Raw genomic sequence first — 22716 nt, 5'->3', positions numbered from 1 at the left:
GGCCGGCGCGCTCGGCGACGCCTCCCGGCCGGTCCAGGTCGTGGCGTCCACCGGCCTGTGGCTCGGCTGGGCCGTCGCCCTCCTCGCCATGCTCGCCCCCCGGTCGGCCGGGCTCACCGCCGCCCGGGTCGTCGTCCCCGCCGGCGCGGCCGCCACCGTCGCCGCCGCCGTGGCCGGGGAGCCGTCACCGGTCGGGCTCGGGGTGGCGGCGGCGGCGACCGTCCTCGTCCTCGCCCCCACCACCGGCGCCGTGTTCGTCGACGGCTCCTCCTACGGCGACGAGCGCCGCCTCCCCCTCCGCCCGCCGGCCGCGCTGCTGCTCGGGCCGGTCGAGCTGGCGTGGGCGGTGGCCGTCGCCGGCGTGGCCGCCGGGCCGCTGCTGCTCGCCGCGGAGCAGTGGGCGGCCGGCGGGGCCGCGCTCGCCGTCGGCCTGCCCGCCGCCTGGTTCGCCGCCCGGTCGCTGCACGGCCTGGCCCGCCGGTGGGTCGTGTTCGTCCCGGCCGGGCTGGTGGTGCACGACCCGCTGACCCTGCTCGACCCCGTCCTGCTCCACCGCCGCCTCGTCCGCACGATCGCTCCCGCCCCACCCGGCCACCCGGGCCTCGACCTGACCGCCGGCGCCGCCGGCCTCCACCTCGTGGTCGACCTGGCCGAGGCCGTGCCCGTCACGCTCCAGCGCCCCGGGAAGCGGCTCGGCGAGCCGGCCACCGCCACCGCCGTCCGCATCGCCCCCACCCGCCCGGGCGCCGTCCTGGACGAGGCCGCCCGCCGCCGCCTGCCCGTCTAGGCGGCGACGGCGCCGCCGACGACCACGTCGCCGTCGTAGAGCACCACGCTCTGGCCCGGCGCCACCCGCCGGTGGGGCCGCGCCCACCGCAGCACGTCGCCGTCGACCGTGGCCGGGACGGCGTCGCCGTGGGCGCTGCACTGGGCCAGCACCTCGCCCTCGACGGCCCCGCCGGCCCACGCCAGCCCGGCCAGCGGCTGGCGGTCGACCAGCAGGTCGGCCGCGTCGCCGACGGTGACGGTCGCGGTGGCCGGGTCCACGTCGAGCACGTAGCGGGGCGGGCCGCCGCCGGGCAGGCCGAGGCCCCGCCGCTGGCCGACCGTGACCAGCTCGACGGCCGCCACCGTCCCCACCCGCCGCCCGCCCGTGTCCACGACCACCCCGGGGTGCAGCGCCAGCCGGTCCCGGAGGAAGGCCCGCCGCCCGCCGGTCGAGGTCACGAAGCACACGTCCTGGCTGTCGGGCTTGGCCGCCGTCCGCAGCCCCAGGGCGGCCGCCCTCGCCCGCACCTCGGCCTTCGTCAGCTCCCCGACCGGGAAGCGGACCAGCCGGAGGACGGCCGGGTCGAGCACGTGCAGCACGTAGGACTGGTCCTTGGCCCGGTCGGCGCCCCGGGCCAGGCGGGGGCCGCCCGGCCCGTCGACGACGCGGGCGTGGTGGCCAGTCGCGACGGCGTCGAAGCCGAGGAGGCGGGCCCGCACCAGCAGGCGGTCGAACTTGAGGTGGCGGTTGCACTCGACGCACGGGTTGGGCGTGCGGCCGGCGGCGTGGTCGGCGACGTAGGGCGCGACCACCCGCGCCTCGAAGTCGTGGGACAGCCCGAACACGTGGTGGGCGATGCCGAGCTGCTGCGCGACCCGGCGGGCGTCGTCCACGTCGGCGACCGAGCAGCACCCGGTGTCGCTCTCGCCGCCCCAGAGCCGCATGGTCGCCCCCACCACCTCGTGGCCCTCCTCGAGGAGCAGCGCGGCGGCCACCGACGAGTCGACGCCGCCCGAGAGGGCGACGAGGACCCTCACCGCAGGACGACCGGCCGGCGCAGCTGGTCGACGCCGTCGGGGACGGCGGCGAGGGCGAGGTCGACGTCCTCGTCGGTCGAGGTCCACCCGAGGGTCAGGCGGAGCGACCCGGCCGCCCGCTCCCGGGGGACGCCCATGGCCGCCAGCACGTGCGACGGGTCCATCGCCCCGCTGGAGCACGACGACGCCGCCGACGCGCAGACGCCCCGGTCCTCCAGCAGCACGAGCAGGCACTCGCTCTCGACGCCGTCGACGCACACGTGGCAGGAGCCCGCCACCTTGCGGTCCCGCCGGCCGGTCTCGGTCAGGCCCGGCACGGTGGCGACGAGCCCGTCGGCCAGCCGGTCGCGGAGGGCCCGAAGGCGGGCGACGGTCGCCTCCCGGCGCTCGGTGGTGAGCGCGAGGGCGGCCGCCATCCCGACGATGCCGGCGACGTTCGACGTGCCGCTGCGCCGGCCCCGCTCCTGGCCGCCGCCGAGCAGCAGGGGCGCCGGGTCGGCCCCGTTCCTGGCGACGAGCGCGCCGATCCCCTTGGGGCCGCCGAACTTGTGGGCGCTGACCGAGACGAGGTCGGCCGGGGCCGCCACCGCGGCGACGTCGAGCCAGGGCACGGCCTGCACGGCGTCGGTGTGCAGCAGCGCGCCGGGCGCCCGCTCCCGCACCACCTCGGCCACCTCGGCCAGCGGCTGCACCGTCCCCACCTCGTTGTTGACCAGCACGGTCGACACCAGGGTGACCGAGTCGTCCAGGGCGTCGGCGAGGGCGTCGAGGTCGACGGCGCCGTCGGCGTCGACCGGCACCACCCGGCCGCCGGCGGCCAGCACCGGGTCGAGGACGGCGTGGTGCTCGGCCGCCGTGCAGACGGCGACACCGCCCCGCCGCCGGAGGGTGCCGGTGACGGCCTGGTTGTCGGCCTCGGTGGCCCCGCTCGTGACGATGACCTCGCCCGGCCGGCAGCCGAGCGCGGCGGCGATGGCGTCGCGCGCCTCGTCCACCGCCCGCCGCGCGTCACGGGCGACGGGGTGGCCGCCGGACGGGTTCCCGAACCTCGTGGTGAGGAACGGGAGCATGGCGTCCAGGGCCTCGGGGTGCAGCGGCGTCGTCGCCGCGTGGTCCAGGTAGCCGCGCGTCACGGTCCCCCACGCTACGACGCCTACCCTGCGGCGCGATGACGTTCGGGCCGTCGTCCTACGGCGACGCCTTCGCCGAGGTCTACGACGACCTCTACGGCGACGTGAGCGACGTGGCCGGCACGGTCGCCACGCTCGCCGCGCTGGCCGGGCCGGGGCCGGTCCTCGAGCTCGGCGTCGGCACGGGGCGGGTCGCCATCCCGCTCGCCGCGGCCGGGTGCGAGGTCCACGGCGTCGACGCCAGCCGGGCCATGGTCGACCGGCTGCGGGCCAAGCCCGGCGGCCACGCCGTGGTCGTGGCGGTGGGCGACATGGCCGACGTCGCCACGGTGGCCCCGGCCGGCGCCGACGCCTACGCCGCCGTGCTCGTCGCCTTCAACACGTTCTTCAGCCTGCCGGCCGAGGGGGACCAGCGCCGCTGCCTGGCCGGCGTCGCCGAGGTCCTCCGCCCCGGCGGCGCGCTCGTGGTCGAGGCGTACGTCCCGGCCGACGCCCCACCGGTCGGCACCGCCGTCGCCGTGCGGTCGATCGAGCCGGGCCGGCTCGTGCTCACCGCCTCGATCACCGAGGACGACGGGCGCACGGCGTCGGTCGCCCACGTCGACCTGCGCGACGGCGAGGTGCCCAGGGTCCGCTCGTGGCCGATGCGGATGGTGAGCCCGGGCGAGCTCGACGCCATGGCGGCGACGGCTGGGCTCGTGCTCGACCGCCGCGACGCCGGGTGGCGGGGCCAGCCGTTCGGGCCGGCCAGCCGGGAGCACGTGTCGGTGTACCGGAGGCCGGCGGGTAGGACGCGGCCGTGACCCTGTTCGACGAGCACGGCGAGCCGGGCCGGCCGCCGCTTCCCGAGGACCGGTCCATCGAGTCGCTGCGCCGGGCGGCCGCCGGGTGCCGGGCCTGCCCGCTGTGGCAGCTCGGGACCCAGACGGTGTTCGGCGACGGGCCGGAGCACGCGGAGGTCGTGATGGTCGGCGAGCAGCCGGGCGACCGCGAGGACCTGGAGGGCGAGCCGTTCGTCGGCCCGGCCGGGAAGATCCTCGACCGGGGGCTCGAGGCCGTCGGCATCGACCGCGGGCTGGTCTACGTCACCAACGCCGTCAAGCACTTCAAGTGGGTGCCGCGCGGGAAGCGCCGGATCCACCAGAACCCGAACGCGGCGGAGATGGCCGCCTGCCGCCCGTGGCTGCTGGCCGAGCTGGAGGCCGTGCGGCCCCGGGTGCTGGTCGCCCTCGGGGCCACGGCGGCCAAGTCGCTGTACGGGCCGAGCTTCCGCATCACCCGCCAGCGGGGCGAGCTGGTCGAGACCGACCTGGCGCCGCTGGCGACGGCCACCGTGCACCCGTCGTCCATCCTCCGGACCCCCGACGAGGAGCGGGAGGCGGCGATGGCGGCGTTCGTCGCCGACCTCGGCAAGGTGGCCGAGGCGCTCGGCCGCTAGGTGCCCCGGGTCAAGGTCGCGGTCGTCGTCGACGCCCCGCCCCGGCGGGTGTGGGCCGACGTCGCCGAAGTCGCCAGCCACGTCGAGTGGATGGCCGACGCCGTCGCCATCCGCTTCACGGGGCCCCGCCGGTCCGGGGTCGGCACCACGTTCGACTGCGACACGAGGATCGGCCCGCTGCGGCTGGTCGACCGCATGGAGGTCATCGAGTGGCGGCCGGGGCGGGCGATGGGCGTCCGCCACACCGGCCTCGTCACCGGCGAGGGCCGGTTCACCCTGCGCCGGGCGAGCGGCGGCCGCACGAGGTTCACCTGGGAGGAGCGCCTGGTGTTCCCGTGGTGGCTCGGCGGGCCGGTCGGCGCGACGGTCGGCTCGGTCGTCCTCCGCCGCGTCTGGGCCGGCAACCTCCGCCGCCTGAAGCAGCGCATCGAGGGCCGGCCGGCCTAGGCGACGGCGATCGAGACGGCCGCGCAGCCGGCGGCCAGGGCGGCGCAGACGAGGAGCGGGGCGGCGCGGCCGGGGAGGCGGGGGCCGAGGTCGACGAGCACCCAGCCGGACACCAGCCCGCCGGCCAGGCCGCCGAGGTGGCCACCGATGGAGATGCCCGGGATCAGGAACGTGAACAGCAGGTTGACCATGATCAGCCCGGCGAGGGGGCCCTCCAGCGGGTTGACGCCCTGGGCCCGCTGGGCGGCCATCGCCGCGCCGAACAGGCCGAAGACGGCGCCGGACGCGCCGACGGTCGCCGCGTTCGGCTGGAGGAGCATGATCCCGAGCGAGCCGGCCAGCAGCGACACCACGTAGACGGCGGCGAAGCGCACGCGGCCGAGGGACGGCTCCAGCACCTGGCCGAGCCGCCACAGCACGAGCATGTTGAACCCGAGGTGGATGGCGTTGGCGTGGAGGAAGCCGACGGTCACGAGCCGCCACCACTCGCCCGCCGCCACCAGCGGGCCGAACAGCGCGCCGAGGTCGACCAGCTCCTGCGGGCTGGGTTGGGGGCCGCCCCGCACGACCTCGTAGGCGGCCGCCGCCAGGCACAGGCCGATGACGACCTGGGTGACGATCGGGCGGGTGCGGAGCTGGCCCGCCGTGAAGACCCGCTGGCCGGTGGCCTTCACGCACTCTGGGCAGTGGAAGCCGACCGACGCCTGGTTCATGCACGCGGGGCAGATAGGCCGGTCGCAGCGCTGGCACAGGACGCCGGTCCGCCGGTCCGGATGCCGGTAGCAGGCGCTGGTCGCTTCGACGGCCACGCGGCGACCCTACCGGCGGCCCCGCCCGTGGGCTCGGCGCCGGGACGGTCGGTGGTCACGCAGCCGGCGGAGCGCCAGGGCGGCCGACGCCCCCGCCCGCCCGGGGTCCGGCGCAGGCGGCCGAGCCGAGTGCGCCCGGCCGGTGGACCTGCCCGGCGGTCCGGCGCCGGCGTCCAGGCCGAGTGCACCCGGCCGGACGGCGAACCTGCCCGGCGGCGTCCGCGCCGGGGCGCTCAGCCGAGCGCGCCCGGCCGGGCGGCGGACCTGCCCGGCGGGCTCGGCGCCGGACCTTCAGCCGATGGTCCCGAGGCGGTCGACGGCCAGGTTGAGGACCTCGGCGAGGGGGCGCAGGGAGGGCGACCCGCCGTCGCGCAGCGCCTCGTAGAGGCGCTCCTGGGCGGCCTCGACGGCGGGGTTGACGGCCGGGTGGCCCTGGAGGCGGAGGTCGCCGGCCAGGCGCAGCAGCGCCATCGCCACCTTGACCGCCTCCCTCGTCGGCTCGGCCGCGGCCCGCTCGACGGCGGCCAGCGCCACCCGGTTGAGCGTGGCGATGACGGCCGGCGTGGTCACCGCCAGCCCGCTGTCCTGTGCGTCCCTGGCGATGGCCGCGGCCACCGCCACCCGGCGACGGTCGGGCGGGTCGCCGATGGCGTCGAGCGCCGCCTCCAGCCGGCGGGCGGCCGCCTCCCCCGCCGGCGCCCGCAGCACGGCGGGCAGCGGGTAGCCGGCGACGGCCAGCGCGTTCAGCGCCGGCTGGTGGTCGGCCACCAGCCGGTCGTAGGCCTCGAGGAAGCGGTCGGCCAGCTCGTCGGCGGCGGCGGCGACGATGTGGCCGCCCTCGTCGGGCAGGGCGGCCTCCAGGCCGAACTCGTCGGGGCCGAAGTCGTCGACCAGCCGGCGCAGCAGCGTGGTCAGGCGCTGGCCGGACCGCACGGCCTTGTCGAGGGCGTCGAGGGCGGTCCCGTCGCGGCGCTCGTCGGCCGGGCGGGTGGCCCCGACGACCTCGAAGCCGCCGAGGTGGGCGGCCGCGAACGCGTGGACCGTGCAGCGCCGGGTGCGGCGGTGCTGCAGCCAGGCCCGGCCGGCCACGACGGTGAGCGACCCCCGGCTGCGCCGCACCCGCACGTCGACCTCGACCTCGTGGCCGCCGGCGACGGCCGGCACCCCGCGGCCCAGCAGTTCGGCCAGGGCCACGTGGGCGGCGACCCGGCCGGCGTCGACCCTGGCCGGCAGCACGTGCCGCTCCCACACGGACCGGCCGTCGCCCTCGGCCTCGACGTTGCTCCTCGCCGTCGCCAGCACGTCGAGGAAGGCGGCCTCGGGCGGCGCCTCCCCCAGCTCGCGCAGGTGGTCCATCACCCGGGCGGCGTGGCGCAGCACCTGGACGGTCTCGAGGCCGGCCAGGTCGTTGAAGAACCAGCCGCACGACGTGTACATCGCCATGGCGTGGCGCTGGCTCTCGAGCAGGGTGAGCGCCTCGACGAGGTCGCCGGTGACGTGGTCGGCGGCGAACGCCTCGACGTCCACGCCGCCGCACACCACCTCGCCGTACGCGTCCCTGGCCGCCCACGGGTCGGCCAGCACGGCGGCGCCCCGGCGCTCGAACACCTCGGCGGCCGCGTCGCGGAGCAGGTCGAGGGCGGCCCGCAGCGGCGCCCGCCAGCGCTGGTCCCAGCCCGGCTGGCCGCCCGTGCTGCACCCGCAGTCCTCGGCCCACCGGCCGACCCCGTGCGCGCACGACCAGGCGCTCCGCTTGACCTTCGCCTCGGCCACCGGCGGCGCCGCCGCCAGGGCGGCCGCCGCGCCGACCACGTCCAGCCGGCGCCGGGGCGCCTCGACGGCCACCGCGTACGCCACCCCCCGCTCGGCGAAGTGGTGGTGGTGGCCGAACGTCTCGCCGTCGGTGGCGACGGCGACGACCCCGCCGTCGGGCGCCGCGGCGGCGACCCGGTCGACGAGCGCCTGGCTCGACAGCCCGCCCAGCCCGAAGGCGAGGTCGTGGGAGATGGCGCCGTCGTAGACGAGGAGGTCGACGGACCGGCCGCTGCCGTCGGGGTGGCACCACCGGTAGGCCACCCGGGTGTCGAGCGAGGCGGCGTCGACCGCCTGCCAGCCGGCGGCCGGGTCGCCGAGCGGGCGCACGGCGGCGACCTGGGTGGGGGCGAGGATCGTGAACCGCACGCCCTCGTCGGCCAGCACGGCGAGCACGGTGTCGTCGACGGCCGCCTCCGGCAGCCACATCCCCTCGGCCGGCCGCCCGAACCGGGCCCGGAAGTCGGCCAGGCCCCACCGCACCTGGGTGCGCACGTCCCGCTCGGTCGCGAGCGGAAGGATCAGGTGCGAGTAGGCCTGGGCGATGGCGCCGCCGCCGGCCCGGTCGCCCTCGACCATGCGGGCCAGCACGTCGGGCCGGTGCTCGGCCAGCCAGGCGCACAGGGTCGGGCCGACGTCGAAGGACAGGTGGGCGTAGTTGTTGACGAGGGCGACGAGCCGGCCCGACTCGTCCACCACCCGCGCCCACCCGTTGGGCCGGTAGCACTCGGCGGTGATCCGCTCGTTCCAGTCGTGCGCCGGCGCGGCCGACGGCTCCACCGGGACCGTCTCGGTCCAGGGGTTCTCCCGGGGCGGCTGGTAGAAGTGCCCGTGCAGGACGAGCATCGGCGCGCTCGACGGCATCGCCCGCCGGTCTACTCCCTCCAGGCGAGCCAGACGACGCCGAGGGGCGGGAGGGTGAGGGCGGCGGACTGGGGGTCGCCGTGCCAGGGGGTGGGGTCGGTGTGCACCTCGGGGCCGGGGCCGACGCCGCTGCCGCCGAACTCGGGCGCGTCGGTGTTGACCACGACCTCCCAGCGGCCCGGCCTCGGCAGGCCGACCCGGTACCCGTGCCGGGGGATGGGCGTCAGGTTGGCGACGCAGGCCACCACCGAGCCGTCGTCCCGCCCGGAGCGCAGGAACGAGTAGACGGACTGGTCGCTGTCGTTGGCGTCGATCCAGGCGAACCCGCCGGGGTCGAAGTCCCGCTCCCACAGCGCCCGCTCGGCCGCGGCCGTGCGGTTCAGCGCCCGGACCAGCGCGTGCACGCCGGCGTGGCCGGGGTCGTCGAGCAGGTGCCAGTCCAGGCTGCCGTCGTGGTTCCACTCCCGCTCCTGGGCGAGCTCGCCGCCCATGAACACGAGCTGCTTGCCGGGGTGGGCCCACATCCAGGCGAACAGGGCCCGCAGGTTGGCCAGCTGCCGCCACCGGTCGCCCGGCATCTTCGCGAGGAGCGACCCCTTCAGGTGCACGACCTCGTCGTGGGACAGGGGCAGCACGAAGTTCTCGCTCCACGCGTACACGAGCCCGAAGGTCAGCTGGTGGTGGTGGAACCGCCGGTGGACCGGGTCGTGGGCGAAGTAGTCGAGCGTGTCGTGCATCCAGCCCATGTTCCACTTGTGGCCGAAGCCGAGGCCGCCGAGGTAGACGGGCCGGGACACGCCGGGGAACGAGGTCGACTCCTCGGCGATCGTCAGCACGCCGGGGTGGGCGCCGTGCACGACCGCGTTCATCTCCTGGAGGAAGGCGATGGCCTCGAGGTTCTCGTTGCCGCCGTGGACGTTCGGCACCCACTCCCCCGGCCGCCGCGAGTAGTCGAGGTAGAGCATGGAGGCGACGGCGTCGACCCGCAGGCCGTCGACGTGGAACTCCTCGACCCAGTACAGGGCGTTGGCGACGAGGAAGTTGCGGACCTCGTTGCGGCCGAAGTTGAACACGAGCGTGCCCCAGTCCGGGTGCTCGCCCTTGCGGGCGTCCTCGTGCTCGTAGAGGGCGGTGCCGTCGAAGCGGGCGAGGGCCCAGTCGTCCTTCGGGAAGTGGGCCGGCACCCAGTCGACGATCACCCCGATGCCGCGGCGGTGCAGCGCGTCGATCAGGGCCCGCAGGTCGTCGGGCGACCCGAACCGGGACGTCGGCGCGTAGTAGCTCGACACCTGGTAGCCCCACGAGCCGCCGAAGGGGTGCTCGGCCACCGGCAGCAGCTCGACGTGGGTGAACCCGAGGTCGGCGACGTAGTCGGGCAGCTGCTCGGCCAGCTCCCGGTAGGTGAGGGACCGGTTGCCCTCCTCGGGCACCCGCCGCCAGGACCCGAGGTGGACCTCGTAGATCGACAGCGGCCGCTCCATCGGGTCGCCCGCCGCCCGCGCCGCCAGCCACTCGCCGTCGGCCCACTCGAACGCCGAGGCGGCGACGATGCTGTCGGTGCCCGGCGGGGTGGCGGCGGCCTGCGCCATCGGGTCGGCCTTGAGCCGGAGCGCGCCGTCGGCCGTCAGGACCTCGTACTTGTAGCGGGCGCCGGGGCCGACGCCGGGGACGAACAGCTCCCACACGCCGGACGCGCCCATGGCCCGCATGGGGTGGAGGCGCCCGTCCCAGGAGTTGAACTCGCCGACCACCCGGACGGCCGCGGCGGCCGGCGCCCACACCGAGAACGCCGTGCCGTCGACGCCCTGGTGGACCATGGGCCGGGCGCCGAGCACCCGCCACAGCTGGAGATGGTGGCCCTCGCCGATCAGGTGCAGGTCGACGTCGCCGAGCGTCGGCCAGAAGCGGTAGGGGTCGTCCACCGGGAACCGCCCCCCGCCCGGGTACTCGACCTCGAGGCCGTAGTCGAGCATCGGCCCCGCCCCGGGCACGACCCCCGAGAACAGGCCGCCGTCGTGCTCCCGGCGGAGGTCGACCCGCTCGCCGCCGGGCAGCACGACGACCGTGACCCGCACGGCGTCGGGCCGCAGCACCCGCACCACCCACCCGCCGTCCACGGGGTGGGCGCCGAGCACGGCGTGGGGCTGCGCGTGGCGGCCGGCCACCAGCCGGGTGGCCTCGTCCCGGTCGACCGGGGGCGCGACGGGCGGCGTGGGGCGCGACGGCGCCGTCATGCCGGGGCCAGGAGCCGCTCGACGGCGCCGGCCGGGATCTCCACCCACGCCGGCCGGTTGGCCTCCTCGTAGGCCACCTCGTACACGGCCTTGTCGAGCAGGAACGCGTCGAGCACCCGGTCGCGGTCGCCGGCGGCGGGGAGGACCTCGTCGATGCCGGTGATCGACAGGTAGCCGTCGCGGAAGGCGTCGGCGTTGCGGCGCTCCCACGCGCGGCCGAGGTCGACCAGCTCCACCTCGTCCTCGTCGAACTCCCGCTCCCGCAGGGCGACGGCGGCCGCGTACTGGAACGAGCGGAGCATGCCGGCCACGTCCTTCAGCGCCGACGACGGCCGGCGCCGCTCCTCCAGCGGGCGCTCGGGCTCGCCCTCGAAGTCGAGGACGTACCAGCCGGCGTCGGTGCGCATGACCTGCCCGAGGTGGTAGTCACCGTGGACGCGGATGGCGGCACCGGCCTCCGTCACCGACCCGAGGGCCTCGAAGGCGGCGGCCACCCGGTCCCGGTCGACGCGGGTGGTGCGCAGGCGGGCGAGGTGGTCGGCCATCTCCGCGGCCCACGTGCCGGCGTCGGCCGGCTCGGCGCCGAACGCGTCGGCGAGGGCGAGGTGCATGGCCGCGGTGATCTGCCCGAGGCGGCGGGCCTCGTGGGCGAAGTCGCCGCCGGCCTCGGCCGGCGGCTGGCGGCTGTCGTAGAGGTCGCGCAGCGACGTGAGGGCGAGGTGGAACCCGTCGGTGCCGCCGACGAGGAACTCCCGCAGCACGGCCAGGTCGCGGCCGCCCCGGCGCCACTCGGCCACCGGCGCGCTGATGTGGGTGAAGCCGACGTCGGCCAGCCCCCGCGTGACCTCGGCGTCCGGGTTGGGGCCGTCGTGGACGCGGCGGAACAGCTTGAGGATCAGGCGCTCGTCGTAGACGACGGAGGTGTTCGACTGCTCGACGAGCAGCGGCCGCACCCGCTGCACCTCCTCGTCCGGCGCCACGTGGCGGAGCAGGGCGACGGCCAGCTCGGGGTCGATCAGCGCGTCGTAGGCGACGGCCGGGCCGTCGTCCGTGTCGACGACGCCGATGACGGCCGCCGGCTTGCCCTCGAGGAACCGCTCGTGGGAGTCGGCGGCCCGCAGCCCGACCACCACCTGGTAGCGGGCCGTCGACCCGTCCTCGAACGACGCCGACACCAGCGCCCACGTGAGCCCCGGGCGGCCGCCGACCAGCTCCTCGGCCTCCTCGACGGCGACGCCGGTGATGGACCGGTCGGACGCGGCCGCCCACCGCTGGGCCCGCAGGTAGGCCGGCAGGGCCTCGACCAGGGCCTCGATCGTGGTGCTCACGGCGTGGCCTCCTCGTCGACCAGGGCGAACCAGTAGAACCCGTAGGGCGCCAGCGTGACGAAGTACGGCAGCTCGCCGATCCTCGGGAAGTGCACGCGCCCGGTCAGCTCGACCGGCACCTTGCCGGCCACGTGCTCGAGCATGAGCTCGGCCGGCTGGGCGAAGCGGCTGAGGTTGTTGACGCAGAGGACCATGTCCTCCGAGCCGTCGTCCCTCGTCGCCCGGCGCAGGTAGGCGAGCACCGACGGGTTCTCGGTGTTGAGGACCTCGAACGTGCCGATCCCGAACACCGGGTGCTGCTTGCGGACCTCGATCATGCGGCGGACCCAGTGCAGGAACGAGCTCGGGTTGCGCTGCTCGGCCTCGACGTTGACGGCCTGGTACCCGTACACCGGGTCCATGAGCGGCGGCAGGTAGAGCTGGGCGAAGTCGGCCCGGGAGAACCCGGCGTTGCGGTCGGGCGTCCACTGCATCGGCGTGCGGACCCCGTCCCGGTCGCCGAGGTAGATGTTGTCGCCCATCCCGATCTCGTCGCCGTAGTACATGACCGGGCTGCCCGGCAGGCTGAACAGCAGGGCGTGGAACAGCTCGGCCACGCGGCGGTCGTTGTCGAGCAGGGGCGAGAGCCGGCGGCGGATGCCGATGTTGAGCTTCATCCGCGGGTCCTTGGCGTACTCCGCCCACATGTAGTCCCGCTCCTCGTCGGTGACCATCTCGAGCGTGAGCTCGTCGTGGTTGCGGAGGAAGATCCCCCACTGGCAGCCGTCGGGGATGGGCGGGGTCTGGGCCAGGATCTCGGTGATCGGGTAGCGCTGCTCGCGGCGCAGGGCCATGAACATGCGCGGCATCACCGGGAAGTGGAAGCACATCTGGCACTCGTCGCCGTCGCCGAAGTAGTCGACGACGTCGGCCGGCCACTGGTTGGCCTCGGCCAGCAGCACCCGCCCGGGGAACTCGGCGTCGATGGCCTTGCGCATCCGCTTCAGGTACTCGTGGGTCTCCTGGAGGTTCTCGCCGTTGGTGCCGTCCCGCTCGAACAGGTAGGGCACGGCGTCGAGGCGGAAGCCGTCGAGGCCGATGTCGGCCCAGTAGCGGAGGACGTCGATCATCCCCTCCGCCACCTCTTCGTTGCGGTAGTTGAGGTCGGGCTGGTGGTGGAAGAACCGGTGCCAGTAGTACTGGCCCCGCACCGGGTCCCAGGTCCAGTTGGAGTGCTCGGTGTCGACGAAGATGATCCTCGCCTCGGACCACCGGGTGTCGTCGTCGCTCCAGACGTACCAGTCGGCCTTCGGGTTGGTGCGGTCCTGGCGGGACTCCTGGAACCACGGGTGCTGGTCGCTCGTGTGGTTGACGACGAGGTCGGCGATGATGCGGATGCCCCGGCGGTGGGCCTGCTCGACCAGCTCGTAGGCGTCGCCGATGTCGCCGTACTCGGGCAGGACCGTGAACCAGTCCGAGATGTCGTAGCCGCCGTCGCGGAGGGGCGACTGGTAGAAGGGCAGCAGCCAGAGGCAGTCGACGCCGAGCCACTCGAGGTAGTCGAGCTTTTCGGTCAGGCCCCGCAGGTCGCCGCTGCCGTCGCCGTTCGAGTCGTAGAACCCGCGGACCAGCACCTCGTAGAAGACGGCCTTCTGGTACCACCTGGCGTCCGCGTACTCGAGGGCCGCCGAGCCGGTCGACGGCCCCCTCACGGCTGGGAGACCGAGAACACGTGCGCCGGCTGGTGCGCCGGGTCGAGCCGCACGTAGTTGTGGCGGCCCTCCCAGCGGTACCGCTCGCCGGTGAGCTCGTCGTGCACGACGAACGGACGGCCGGGGTCGACCCCGAGCGCCTCGAGGTCGAGGTCGGTCGTCCCCTCGTGCCAGTTCCAGGGGTCGAGGTTCACGACGACGAGCATGGCATCGCCGCCGTCCGGCGTGGTCCTGGACCAGGCGAGCAGGTGCTCGCCGTCGACCCCCTGGATGCTGACGCCGCGCAGCAGCGAGAGGGCCGGGTGGCGGCGCCGGATCTCGTTGACCTTGGCGACGAAGGGGGCGAGCGACGAGGGGTCGTGCCAGTCGCGGTGCTTGATCTCGTACTTCTCGGAGTGGAGGTACTCCTCGTTGGCGTCCGACGCCGGCTGGTTCTCGCACAGCTCGTAGCCGCTGTACATGCCGTAGTTCGGGACCATGAGCGCGGCGAGCACGAGCCGCATGCGGAACGCGGACGGCGGGCCGTTCCGCAGCGGGCCGGCGAGGATGTCGGGGGTGTTGGGCCAGAAGTTGGGCCGCATGTACTCGGCCTTCGGCCCGTTGGCCACCTCGTCCAGGTACTCGGCCAGCTCCTGCTTGGTGTCCCGCCAGGTGAAGTACGTGTAGCTCTGGCTGAAGCCGACCTCGGCCAGCTTGGCCATCACCTTCGGGCGGGTGAAGGCCTCGGCCAGGAACAGCACGTCGGGGTGCTCGGCCCGCACGGCCGGGATCAGCCACTCCCAGAAGGCGAGCGGCTTGGTGTGCGGGTTGTCGACGCGGAAGATGCGGACGCCGTGGTCGATCCAGTGGTCGAGGATCGCCTTGCAGGCCTCCCACAGCGCCACCCGGTCGGCGTCCCTCGCCGGCCAGAAGTTGATCGGGTAGATGTCCTGGTACTTCTTGGGCGGGTTCTCGGCGTACCTGATCGTCCCGTCGGGCCGGTGGTGGAACCACTCGGGGTGCGCGCGGACCCAGGGGTGGTCGGGGGAGCACTGGAGGGCGTAGTCGAGCGCCACCTCGAGCCCGTGGTTGGCGGCCTCGGCGACGAAGCGGTCGAAGTCCTCGACGGTGCCGAGGTCGGGGTGGACGTCGGTGTGCCCGCCCTCCTCGCCGCCGATGGCCCACGGGCTCCCCGGGTCGCCGGGCCCGGCGTCCAGGGTGTTGTTGGGCCCCTTGCGGAACGCCCGGCCGATCGGGTGGATGGGCGGCAGGTAGACGACGTCGAAGCCCATGCCGGCGACGTCCGGCAGCCGCTTCATCGCCCCCTCGAAGCCCCCCTCGGAGCGGGGGAACAGCTCGTACCAGGCGCCCACCCTGGCCCGCTCCCGGTCGACCCAGAGCGGGAAGCGCCGGCTCCTCGTCAGGTCGTCGCCCGAGGGCACGCCCTCCACCAGCGCGGCCAGCGCGTCGTCCAGCCCGGCCGTCAGGCGGTCGTCCACCGCCGAGGACGGGTCGCGGACGGCGGCGGCCGCCGCCCGCAGCCGGTCCCGGTGGTCCTTCGCCACCTTGGCGGCGAGGGCGTCGAGCAGGATGGCGCCCTCCTCGAGCTCGACGGTGAGGTCCTGGCCGGCGGCGGCCTTCTTCTCCACGGCCCGCCGCCAGGTGGCGAACCGGTCGGTCCACGCCTCGACGACGAACACGTGCGGCCCGACCTGGGTCGGCTCGAACCACCCCGTCCACCGGTCGTTGTTCACGAGCGCGAGCGGCGCCACCTGCCAGCCCTTCGCGCCCTCCGGCCGCCACCGCACCCGGGCGGCCAGCACGTCGTGGCCGTCGCGGAAGACGTCGGCGCTGACGAGGACCCGCTCACCCACCGAGGACTTCGCCGGGTAGCGGTCGGGCGTGGCGGGATGGACGTTCTCGATCACGACGCGGCCGAGCATCCCTACCAGCCCTACCACGGCGGGCGGGGGCAGGAAACGGGCGCCCGGCCCGCCGCCGTCAGGCGGCCGCGGGGACCGGCGCGGGGGCAGGCGTGGCCACCTGCCCCCGGTGGTAGAGCGGCGAGATGATGGCCAGCATCGGGGTCGCCATCAGCGTGGTGACGAGCGCCATCAGCACCATGATCGTGAAGATCCCGGTCGAGATGACGCCGAGCTCGAGGCCCACGCTCAGGATCACCAGCTCGGTCAGGCCCCTCGTGTTCATGAGGATCCCGATGGCGGCCGCGTCCTGCCAGCGCTCGCCGGTGAGCCGGGCGGCGATCATCGAGCCGCCCCACTTGCCGGCGATGGCGGTCACGCACACCAGCGCGGTGACCCCCCACAGGTAGGCGCTGTCGAGCAGGTCGACCCGGGTGGCGAGCCCGACGACCACGAAGAACACCGGCAGCAGGAACGTCACCACCGGGCTCTCCAGCCGGTCGTGGATCTCCTTCTGCACCTCGGGCACCCTCGGCATCACGGCGCCGGCCATGAACGCCCCGAAGATGGCGTGGATGCCGATCTCCTCGGTCGTCCAGGCGGCGAGCAGCGCCATGCAGATGGCGAGCCACAGCGGCACCGTCGGCATGCGGGCGAGCAGCGGGCGGACGAGCATCATCATCCCGGCGACGAAGGCGAGGGAGAGGGCGACCGTCTCGAACGTGTCGCCGAACCCGGACGACTGGACGACGGCGACCACGCCGGCCAGCACGCACCAGGCGGTGACGTCGTCCACCGCCGCGCACGTGATCGTGAGGACGCCGACCCTCGTGTGGGTCAGGCCGGTCTCCTGGAGCACCCTGGCGAGGACGGGGAAGGCGGTGATCGCCATCGCCGCGCCCATGAACAGGGTGAACCCCAGCCGGTCGACGCCGTCGCCGAGCCGCGGGTAGAGCCACACGGCGAGGACGGCCCCGAGCAGGATCGGGGTGATGATCGACGCGTGGCTGATGACCACCGCCCGGTGGCCGTGGCCCCGCAGCTTCTGGAGGTCGAGCTCCAGGCCGATCAGGAACATGAACAGGACCAGGCCGATCTGGGCCAGCACCTTCAGGGCCCCGACGACCTCGGTGGGGAACAGCTCGTCGACGGCGGAGGGGGCGACCACGCCGAGCAGGCTCGGGCCGAGCAGGATGCCGGCGAGGATCTCGCCGTGCACCCGGGGCTGACCGATCTTCGAGATGGCCCAGCCGGCGGCCCGTGAGGCGACGATGACGACGCCGAGCGCCAGCAGCACGTGGACGTTGACCTCCGCGGAGGTCATGGCAGCGAACATGCGGGGAAGGTAACCCGAGCCGGGCCGACATGTGAAGAGTATTTCGGGAGAAAGATTTCGTGTCACGGTGTGAAGCCACCCGCCCGGGCCGTGGCTAGCGTCGCGGCGATGCGAGCCCTGCGGAGCTTCACCGTCCGCCCGCGCCTGCCCGAGCGGATGGCGGCGCTCCAGGAGCTGGCCATGAACCTGCGGTGGTCGTGGGACGAGCAGACGAGGGACCTGTTCCGCTGGGTCGACCCGCTCGGCTGGGACGCCTCCCGCCACGACCCCGTCCGCCTGCTCGGCATGGTCAGCCGCGAGCGGCTCATGGCCCTCGAGGGCGACGCCGGGTTCCTGCGCTTCCTCGCCGACGTCCACGAGGAGCTCCGGCGCTACCTCGACCAGCCCCGCTGGTTCCAGACGAGGGAGGGCACGCCCCTCCGCTCGGTCGCCTACTTCTCGCCCGAGTTCGGCATCGCCGAGGCGCTGCCCCAGTACTCGGGCGGCCTCGGCGTGCTGGCGGGCGACCACCTGAAGACGGCGAGCGACCTCGGCGTGCCCGTGGTCGGCGTCGGCCTGTTCTACCGGCACGGCTACTTCCGCCAGGCGCTCAGCACGGACGGGTGGCAGCAGGAGCGCTACCCGGACCTCGACCCCTACGGCCTCGCCCTCTCGCTCTGCGACGGGGTGCGGGTGGAGGTGGCCCTGGCCGGCACGACCCTCGGCGCCCAGGTGTGGCGGGCCGAGGTCGGCCGGGTGCGGCTGTACCTGCTCGACGCCGACATCGACGAGAACGACCGCGACGGGCGGCGGGTCACCGACCGGCTCTACGGCGGCGACACCGAGCACCGCCTGCGCCAGGAGATCCTGCTCGGCATCGGCGGCGTGCGGGCCGTCGAGGCCGTCGGCGAGTCGCCCCAGGTGTTCCACACCAACGAGGGCCACGCCGGGTTCCTCGGGCTCGAGCGCATCCGCCGCTGCATCGTCGACGACGGGCTGACCTACGAGGAGGCCCTCGAGGCGGTCAGGGCCGGCAACATCTTCACGACCCACACGCCCGTCCCCGCCGGGATCGACCGCTTCCCGCTCGAGATGATGGCCCGCTACTTCGGCGGCTGGGCCGAGGAGTGCGGCATCCCGCTCGAGAAGCTGTTCGCGCTGGGCCACCGGCCGACCGACCGGGCCGACGAGCCGTTCAACATGGCGGTGATGGGGCTGCGGCTGGCCGCCCGCTCCAACGCCGTGTCGGCCCTGCACGGCGAGGTCAGCCGGGCCATGTTCGCCGACCTGTGGCCCGACGTCCCCGAGGACGAGGTGCCGATCACCCACGTCACCAACGGCGTGCACCCGAGCACCTGGGTCTCCCAGGAGGTCGACGACCTCCTCGTGCGCCACGTGCTGCCCGAGTGGCAGGAGGCCGGTCCGGAGCGGTGGTCGCTGATCGACGGCGCGGCCGACGACGAGCTGTGGCGGGCGCGCGAGGTGGGCCGGGAGCGGCTGGTCGCCTTCGTCCGCCGCCGCCTCCGCCTCGACGGCGAGGCCAGGGGCCTGTCCCCCGACGAGCTGGCCTGGACCGACGAGGTGCTCGACCCGCGCGCGCTGACGATCTGCTTCGCCCGCCGCTTCGCCACCTACAAGCGGGCCACCCTGCTGCTGGCCCAGCGGGAGCGGCTGGTGCAGCTGCTGCTGGCCGCCGACCGGCCCGTGCAGTTCGTGTTCGCCGGCAAGGCCCACCCGGCCGACGACCACGGCAAGGAGATGATCCGCAGCATCGTCCAGTTCTCACGGGACCCGGCGGTCCGCCACCGGTTCGTGTTCCTCGAGGACTACGACATCGCCCTCGCCAGGGCGCTCGTGACCGGGGCCGACGTGTGGCTGAACAACCCCCGCCGCCCCCAGGAGGCGTCGGGCACGAGCGGGATGAAGGCGGCGCTGAACGGCGCCCTCCACTGCTCGATCCTCGACGGCTGGTGGGACGAGCTCTACGACGGCACCAACGGCTGGGCCATCAGCACGGCCGACGTGAACGAGGACGTCGGCCGGAGGGACGAGGCCGAGTCGAGGAGCCTGTTCGAGCTGCTCGAGCGCCAGATCGTGCCGCTGTTCTACGAGCGCTACGGCGGCGGCGTGCCCCGGGGCTGGGTGCGGCGCATGAAGTCGTCGCTGCGCACGCTCGGCCCGCAGGTGAGCGCGGCCCGCATGGTGCGCGACTACGTCGAGCGGCTGTACGAGGAGGCGGCCCGCCACACCGACGACCTGGCCGCCGACGGGTTCGCCAGGGCCAGGTCGCTCGCCGCCTGGAAGGCGCGGGTGAAGGCCGAGTGGACGGGCGTGCGGGTCGTGTCGGTCGACGCGCCGGGCGCCGTGCCCGAGCTCGGGGCCAAGGGCGAGGTCGGCGCCACCGTGGCGCTCGGCCGCCTCGGCCCCGAGGACGTCCAGGTGCAGCTGCTGCACGGGCCGGTGGGCGAGAGCAACGAGCTCGACCACCCGGAGACGACCCTCATGACCCTGGCCGGCCCGGCCGGCGACGGCACGCTGTCCTACTCGGGCTCGTTCACCTGCGAGCACCCCGGCCGCTACGGCTACACCGTGCGGGTCCTGCCCGCGCACGGCGACCTCGTCACCCCCGTCGAGCTCGGCCGGGTGGCGACCGCCGCCACCTGACCGCGCCGGCCGGCGCCCCCGCCGGTCAGCGGCCGGTGAAGGTCGCCTTGCCCGGCCCCTGGTCGAGGAACGAGCGCACGCCGGTCGCCGCGTCCTCGGTCGCGAAGACCTGGGCGAACAGCTGCTGCTCGAGGTCGAGGCCCTTGCCGAGGGGCAGGTCCAGCCCGCCGTCGACCGCCTGCTTGGCCAGGCCCTGGGCCACCACCGCGCCCCTCGCGTACTCGGCCGCCCGCTCGACGGCCCGGTCCATGAGCGACTCGGCCGGCACCACCTCGTCGACGAGGCCGATGGCGAGCGCCTCGTCGGCGGCCACCTGCCGGCCGCTCATGACGAGGTCCTTGGCCCTCGCCGGCCCGACCAGCCGGCCGAGGCGCTGGGTGCCGCCGCCGCCCGGGATGATGCCGAGCAGCACCTCGGGCTGGCCGAACCTGGCCCGGTCGGTGGCGATGCGGAAGTCGCAGGCGAGGGCCAGCTCGCAGCCGCCGCCCAGGGCGTAGCCGTCGACGGCGGCGATCGTCGCCCTGGGCACGGCGGCCAGCGCGTTCAGCGCGGTGAGGAAGCGGTTGCCGAGCAGCTCGGCCTCCTCGGGGCTGATGAGCCCGCCGTCCCTCGTGAACTCGTTGATGTCGGCGCCGGCGGCGAAGCTGCGGCCCACCCCGGTGACGACGACCGCGCCGGGCGGGTCGTCGGTCAGCGCCTCGGCGGCCGCCTGGAGCTGCCCGAGGACGGCCGTCGACAGGGCGTTGACCTTGCCGTTCTGCACCCGCACGATGGCCACCCCGTCGGGGCGGCGCTCGACGCCGACCAGCTCGCCATCCGACATGGCCGGTGACCTTAGACGGGGACGGTGACGTCCCCGACGAGCTCGTCGGCCGCCGTGTACGGGTCGGTGGCCCTGGCCGCGACGGCGGCCAGGAGGCGGTCGAACACCGGCCCCTGGCAGCGCTGCCGAACCTGCTCCTCGATGCGCCGGCTGACGATCTCGACGAGCTCGGTGCGCAGCCGCCGTGACCGGCGCTCGGCCAACGCCCCGGTCGCCTCCTGGTGGTCGCGGTGCCGGCCGAGGGTGGCCCACAGCTCGTCGACCCCCTCGCCGGTGGTGGCGACCGTGCAGACGATCGGCGGCTCCCAGTCCCGGGCGGCCGACAGCTCCAGCATCTGGAGGAGGTCGCGCCGGGTCTCGGTGACGGCGGCCCGGTCCGCCTTGTTGATCACGAACACGTCGGCCACCTCGAGCAGGCCGGCCTTGTTGGCCTGCACCGAGTCGCCCCAGCCCGGGTTGACGACGACCACCGTCGTGTCGGCCGCCCCGGCCACCTCGATCTCGACCTGGCCGACGCCGACGGTCTCGACCAGCACCCAGTCCTGGCCGACGGCGTCGAGCACCCGGATGGCCTCGGGGGTGGCGAGGGAGAGGCCGCCGAGGTGGCCCCGGCTGGCCATCGAGCGGATGAACACGCCGTCGTCGAGGACGTGGTCGCCCATGCGGACCCGGTCGCCGAGGATGGCGCCGCCCGAGAACGGCGACGAGGGGTCGATGGCGAGGACGGCGACCCGGTGGCCGGCCGCCCTGGCCCTCGCGATCAGGGCGCTGGTCAGGGTGGACTTGCCCGCCCCAGGGGCGCCGGTGATGCCGACCGTGTAGGAGCGGCCGCCGCGGGGGAAGGCCAGCCGGCCGACCGCCCTCGCCGCCTCGCCACCCCGCTCCACGAGGGAGAGCAGCCGGGCGAGGGCCACGCGGTCGCCGCCGGCGGCGGCGTCGAGCAGGGCGGCGGGGTCGGCGGTGCGGGCCAGGGTCAGAGGGTGACGGCGCTGCCGTCCAGCTCGTCGGCCGACACGACCCGGGTCACGCCCGGCACCCGGTCCTTCAGGATGCGCTCGATGCCGGCCTTCAGGGTGAGCGTGGACGCCGGGCAGCTCACGCAGGCGCCGACCAGCTCGACGGTCACCACGCCGGTCGACTCCTCGACGTCGCGCAGGAAGAGGTCGCCGCCGTCGGCCTGGACGGCGGGGCGGATGGCCTCGATGGTCTTCTGGACGTCGACGAGCACGGTCCTTCCAACGTACCGGACCCCGCGCCCCTTCCCGGCGGGGCGCCGGCCGTACGATGGCCGGCGATGGGGCGCCGCCTCCTGCCGGCCCTGGCCCTCGCCCCGTTCGGGGCGCTCGTGGCCCACGCCGCCGGGTACGGCATCGCCCCCGGCAGCCATGGCCCGGCCGCCCACGGCTACCTCGGGACCGTCGCCTCCGCCGCCGTGCCGGCCGCCGCCGCCGTCGCCCTCTGGCTGGGGTGCGGGCGGGCCGGCTCCCGGCGCCCGCTGCCGCCCGTGCCCGTGCTGGCCGCCCTGCAGGTCGCCGTCTTCGCCGTGCAGGAGGTGGCCGAGCGCCTCGTCGCCCGGGTGCCGCTCGCCGACCTCGCCGCCGCGCCGGCCGTCCGCTGGGCCCTGGCCGCCCAGGTCGTCGCCGCGGCGGCCGTGCTGCTGGCCGTGCGCCTGGCCAGGGCGGCCTGGTCGACGGCGGCCGCCGCCGTCGCCCGCCGTCGGCCCGCGCCGGCGTCCGCCGCCACCCCGCCCGCGCCCCGGCCCCCGGTCGCCGCCCTCCCCCGCCGCCGGCCGCCGTCGCCGGCCACCCGCCGGGGCCCGCCCGGCCGCCTCGCCCCCGCCTGACCCCGTCGAGCGAACGCGAGGACATCATGCCCACCCGCCCCCTGCCGGCCCGCGCCCTGGCGCTCGGGCTCGCCCTCACCCTCCCCCTGGCCGCCGCCTGCGGCGGGGACGACGACGGCGGGACCGCCGCCACGTCGACCACGGCGACGACGGCCGCCGTCACCTCGGCCTCCACCGGCGCGCCGGCCGGGAGCGTCGTCCAGATCACGGTGGCCGGCGGCCAGGCCCACGGCCCCACCGAGGTCGAGGTGGCGGCCGGCGACCAGGTCACCGTCCAGATCACGAGCGACGTGGCCGACGAGGTCCACGTCCACGGCTACGACCTCACCGCCGAGGTGGCGGCGGGCGGCACCGCCGAGCTCACCTTCACCGCCGACCTGCCCGGGGTGTACGAGGTCGAGCTCGAGGGCGCCCACCTGCCCCTGTTCGAGCTGACCGTCACCTGATGGTCCTCGCCCACGGGATCGGCGGGCGCAGCGACCTGCCCGTCCCGACGTGGCTGGCCGCCTACGGGGCCGGGGCCGTGGTGGCCGTGTCCTTCGCCGCCCTGCTGGTGCTGTGGCCCCGGCCCCGGCTGGCCGCGGTCGCGGCAGGGTCGGCGCTGCCCGGCG

19 protein-coding genes are annotated in these 22716 nt (G+C 75.4%); 7 read left to right on the top strand and 12 right to left on the bottom strand.

All coding sequences use genetic code 11. The features are described from left to right. A partial coding sequence (locus VGB14_05030) for a hypothetical protein (GenBank protein ID HEX9992273.1) occupies positions 1-787 on the top strand: 787 nt, incomplete at its 5' end. Here the strand turns inward: VGB14_05030 and mnmA are convergent. Both mnmA and VGB14_05020 read right to left on the bottom strand, forming a co-directional pair. Continuing rightward, the gene (gene mnmA, locus VGB14_05025; GenBank protein HEX9992272.1) at positions 784-1806 is read right to left on the bottom strand and encodes a tRNA 2-thiouridine(34) synthase MnmA; all 1023 of its coding nucleotides are present in this window, start codon (positions 1804-1806) and stop codon (positions 784-786) included. The genes VGB14_05030 and mnmA overlap by 4 nt on opposite strands. Then, positions 1803-2939, bottom strand: a complete 1137-nt coding sequence (locus tag VGB14_05020; GenBank protein HEX9992271.1) for a cysteine desulfurase family protein — start codon at positions 2937-2939, stop codon at positions 1803-1805. The genes mnmA and VGB14_05020 overlap by 4 nt, the downstream gene beginning before the upstream one ends. Before the next feature lie 35 nt (positions 2940-2974). Here VGB14_05020 and VGB14_05015 point away from each other — a divergent pair, with 35 nt between their 5' ends. Genes VGB14_05015 through VGB14_05005 form a run of 3 tightly spaced genes read left to right on the top strand, consistent with a single transcriptional unit; the run spans position 2975 to position 4821 of the window. After that, complete coding sequence (locus VGB14_05015; protein HEX9992270.1) at positions 2975-3739, top strand: class I SAM-dependent methyltransferase; 765 nt, start codon at positions 2975-2977, stop codon at positions 3737-3739. Beyond that, on the top strand, positions 3736-4374 hold the full coding sequence (locus VGB14_05010; protein ID HEX9992269.1) for a UdgX family uracil-DNA binding protein: 639 nt from the start codon (positions 3736-3738) through the stop codon (positions 4372-4374). Before VGB14_05015 ends, VGB14_05010 begins: the two co-directional genes overlap by 4 nt. After that, on the top strand, positions 4375-4821 hold the full coding sequence (locus tag VGB14_05005; protein HEX9992268.1) for an SRPBCC family protein: 447 nt from the start codon (positions 4375-4377) through the stop codon (positions 4819-4821). It abuts the gene before it with no gap. Here the strand turns inward: VGB14_05005 and VGB14_05000 are convergent. The 7 genes from VGB14_05000 to VGB14_04970 all read right to left on the bottom strand — a co-directional run bounded on the left by VGB14_05000 (position 4818) and on the right by VGB14_04970 (position 16796). Further along, positions 4818-5630 carry a rhomboid family intramembrane serine protease gene (locus VGB14_05000; GenBank protein HEX9992267.1) on the bottom strand — a complete coding sequence of 271 codons (813 nt, stop codon included), beginning with the start codon at positions 5628-5630 and terminating at the stop codon, positions 4818-4820. The genes VGB14_05005 and VGB14_05000 overlap by 4 nt on opposite strands. 291 nt (positions 5631-5921) lie before the next feature. Continuing rightward, positions 5922-8306, bottom strand: a complete 2385-nt coding sequence (locus VGB14_04995; protein HEX9992266.1) for a DUF3536 domain-containing protein — start codon at positions 8304-8306, stop codon at positions 5922-5924. 11 nt (positions 8307-8317) lie between these two features. Beyond that, complete coding sequence (glgB, locus tag VGB14_04990) at positions 8318-10540, bottom strand: 1,4-alpha-glucan branching protein GlgB (GenBank protein HEX9992265.1); 2223 nt, start codon at positions 10538-10540, stop codon at positions 8318-8320. Next, positions 10537-11868 carry a hypothetical protein gene (locus VGB14_04985; protein HEX9992264.1) on the bottom strand — a complete coding sequence of 444 codons (1332 nt, stop codon included), beginning with the start codon at positions 11866-11868 and terminating at the stop codon, positions 10537-10539. Before VGB14_04985 ends, glgB begins: the two co-directional genes overlap by 4 nt. After that, positions 11865-13559, bottom strand: a complete 1695-nt coding sequence (treS, locus tag VGB14_04980) for a maltose alpha-D-glucosyltransferase (protein ID HEX9992263.1) — start codon at positions 13557-13559, stop codon at positions 11865-11867. Before treS ends, VGB14_04985 begins: the two co-directional genes overlap by 4 nt. After that, positions 13556-15481, bottom strand: a complete 1926-nt coding sequence (locus VGB14_04975; protein ID HEX9992262.1) for an alpha-1,4-glucan--maltose-1-phosphate maltosyltransferase — start codon at positions 15479-15481, stop codon at positions 13556-13558. Before VGB14_04975 ends, treS begins: the two co-directional genes overlap by 4 nt. Positions 15482-15539: 58 nt before the next feature. Continuing rightward, entirely contained in the window at positions 15540-16796 is a 1257-nt protein-coding gene (locus tag VGB14_04970) for a cation:proton antiporter (protein ID HEX9992261.1), read from the bottom strand. Between the two features lie 108 nt (positions 16797-16904). Between VGB14_04970 and glgP the strand changes: the two genes are divergently transcribed. Next, positions 16905-19439: an alpha-glucan family phosphorylase gene (glgP, locus tag VGB14_04965; protein ID HEX9992260.1), complete on the top strand. Its 2535-nt coding sequence runs from the start codon at positions 16905-16907 to the stop codon at positions 19437-19439. Between the two features lie 25 nt (positions 19440-19464). On the opposite strand, the gene VGB14_04960 is transcribed toward glgP, so the two are convergent. From VGB14_04960 to VGB14_04950, 3 genes are read right to left on the bottom strand one after another with little or no spacing between them, the layout of a single operon-like run. Then, a complete protein-coding gene (locus VGB14_04960) occupies positions 19465-20262 on the bottom strand; it encodes an enoyl-CoA hydratase-related protein (protein ID HEX9992259.1) in 798 nt (265 codons plus the stop codon). A gap of 11 nt (positions 20263-20273) precedes the next feature. After that, positions 20274-21176 (bottom strand): methylmalonyl Co-A mutase-associated GTPase MeaB, encoded by a 903-nt coding sequence (gene meaB, locus VGB14_04955; GenBank protein ID HEX9992258.1) that lies wholly within the window; start codon positions 21174-21176, stop codon positions 20274-20276. A 59-nt stretch (positions 21177-21235) separates the two neighbouring features. Next, the gene (locus VGB14_04950) at positions 21236-21490 is read right to left on the bottom strand and encodes a NifU family protein (GenBank protein ID HEX9992257.1); all 255 of its coding nucleotides are present in this window, start codon (positions 21488-21490) and stop codon (positions 21236-21238) included. Between the two features lie 66 nt (positions 21491-21556). On the opposite strand from VGB14_04950, the gene VGB14_04945 reads away from it, so the two are divergent. After that, positions 21557-22105, top strand: a complete 549-nt coding sequence (locus VGB14_04945) for a hypothetical protein (protein HEX9992256.1) — start codon at positions 21557-21559, stop codon at positions 22103-22105. A 26-nt stretch (positions 22106-22131) separates the two neighbouring features. Then, positions 22132-22551: a hypothetical protein gene (locus VGB14_04940; GenBank protein ID HEX9992255.1), complete on the top strand. Its 420-nt coding sequence runs from the start codon at positions 22132-22134 to the stop codon at positions 22549-22551. The last annotated feature ends 165 nt before the right edge of the window (positions 22552-22716 follow it).

The sequence above is a fragment of the Acidimicrobiales bacterium genome, assembly GCA_036399815.1.
Taxonomy (GTDB): Bacteria; Actinomycetota; Acidimicrobiia; order Acidimicrobiales; family DASWMK01; genus DASWMK01.
This window is presented reverse-complemented; position numbering and strand designations above follow the sequence as displayed.

What these genes read in the sequence shown, in the direction of transcription:
- VGB14_05015 (HEX9992270.1), top strand. Translation starts at nt 2,975, where the DNA reads ATGACGTTCGGGCCGTCGTCCTACGGCGACGCCTTCGCCGAGGTCTAC.
- VGB14_04995 (HEX9992266.1), bottom strand. Translation starts at nt 8,306, where the DNA reads ATGCCGTCGAGCGCGCCGATGCTCGTCCTGCACGGGCACTTCTACCAG.
- glgB (HEX9992265.1), bottom strand. Translation starts at nt 10,540, where the DNA reads ATGACGGCGCCGTCGCGCCCCACGCCGCCCGTCGCGCCCCCGGTCGAC.
- VGB14_04975 (HEX9992262.1), bottom strand. Translation starts at nt 15,481, where the DNA reads ATGCTCGGCCGCGTCGTGATCGAGAACGTCCATCCCGCCACGCCCGAC.
- VGB14_04970 (HEX9992261.1), bottom strand. Translation starts at nt 16,796, where the DNA reads ATGTTCGCTGCCATGACCTCCGCGGAGGTCAACGTCCACGTGCTGCTG.
- glgP (HEX9992260.1), top strand. Translation starts at nt 16,905, where the DNA reads ATGCGAGCCCTGCGGAGCTTCACCGTCCGCCCGCGCCTGCCCGAGCGG.
- VGB14_04960 (HEX9992259.1), bottom strand. Translation starts at nt 20,262, where the DNA reads ATGTCGGATGGCGAGCTGGTCGGCGTCGAGCGCCGCCCCGACGGGGTG.
- VGB14_04945 (HEX9992256.1), top strand. Translation starts at nt 21,557, where the DNA reads ATGGGGCGCCGCCTCCTGCCGGCCCTGGCCCTCGCCCCGTTCGGGGCG.
- VGB14_04940 (HEX9992255.1), top strand. Translation starts at nt 22,132, where the DNA reads ATGCCCACCCGCCCCCTGCCGGCCCGCGCCCTGGCGCTCGGGCTCGCC.